The 930-nt window shown below is 63.5% G+C and carries 1 protein-coding gene and 1 pseudogene; one reads left to right on the top strand and one right to left on the bottom strand.

The genetic code is table 11. The features are described from left to right. Positions 1 to 475 (bottom strand): FadR/GntR family transcriptional regulator (locus ENZ75_RS32995; protein ID WP_245471052.1); only part of this gene is annotated, 475 nt, incomplete at its 3' end. 109 nt (positions 476 to 584) lie between these two features. On the opposite strand from ENZ75_RS32995, the pseudogene ENZ75_RS32990 reads away from it, so the two are divergent. Next, a pseudogene (locus ENZ75_RS32990) lies at positions 585 to 930 on the top strand (aldose 1-epimerase); the annotation flags it as partial.

Genomic DNA, 930 nt, shown 5'->3' with positions numbered 1-930 from the left:
GTATGGTCTGGTGGAACAAAAGGTCAGGCTTGGCGAAGCGGTCGCCGTCGTCGACCACCGCCTCCATTTCGACCAGAGCTGCATTGATCTCGGCGATCTGCGATGGCGTGGCGCGCTGGGCCGCAAGCGCTGCCGACATCGGCTCGATGGCCCTGCGCAATTCGAACAGCGCCCGGACATCGTCGGCGCTGACACCGCTGGCATAGCGCCATGACAGGACGTCCGGGTCGAGGAAATTCCAGTCGGCACGAGGACGCACCCTTGTGCCGGTCTTCGGCCGCGATTCGACCAGCCCCTTGCCCGCCAACACCTTGATCGCCTCGCGCAGCACCGTGCGGCTGACCCCCAGCATCTCGCTTGAATCGTCGGCATTGGGCAGTGCCTCGCCGGGCAGGAAATCGCCTTGAACGATGCGCAATCCGATTTGCTCGACGACGGTCGCATGCAGAGCGGTGGAGCCGCTGGAAACCGCCACCGCGACTCTCGACGTACGCGCCATACTGAAAGATTTGTTATTCTTCATACTATTCATATGATATGTCTTATCGGCATTGCGATTGGAGTCAAGGGATGGGGGAGTGCCGATGACAAAGAATTCCGCTGCCGTTGCCGAGCAGCACCAAGGGCTGATCTCGATCAGCGACGGCATTGCGACCGTGGAGATCGCGCCGGCCGCCGGCGGCGCGCTGGCGTCGTATCGCTGGCGGCAAAACGGATCCGTCGTGGATTGGCTGCGCCCTGCGGATCAGGCGGCGATCGACGGCCGCGATGCCGGCGCCATGGCCTGCTTCCCGCTGGTTCCCTATTCCAATCGCATAAGGCACGGCCGCTTCGCATTCGCAGGCCGCACCGTCGAACTGCCGACCAGCCCGGACGATCCACATCATGAGCATGGCCATGGCTGGCGTCGGCCATGGACCGTCGTGCGGC

The sequence above is a fragment of the Mesorhizobium sp. M7A.F.Ca.CA.002.04.1.1 genome (assembly GCF_004022805.1).
GTDB classification, from domain to species: domain Bacteria; phylum Pseudomonadota; class Alphaproteobacteria; order Rhizobiales; family Rhizobiaceae; genus Mesorhizobium; species Mesorhizobium ciceri.
Note: the sequence above shows the minus strand (reverse complement) of the source record. Positions and strands in the feature narration are given on the sequence as shown.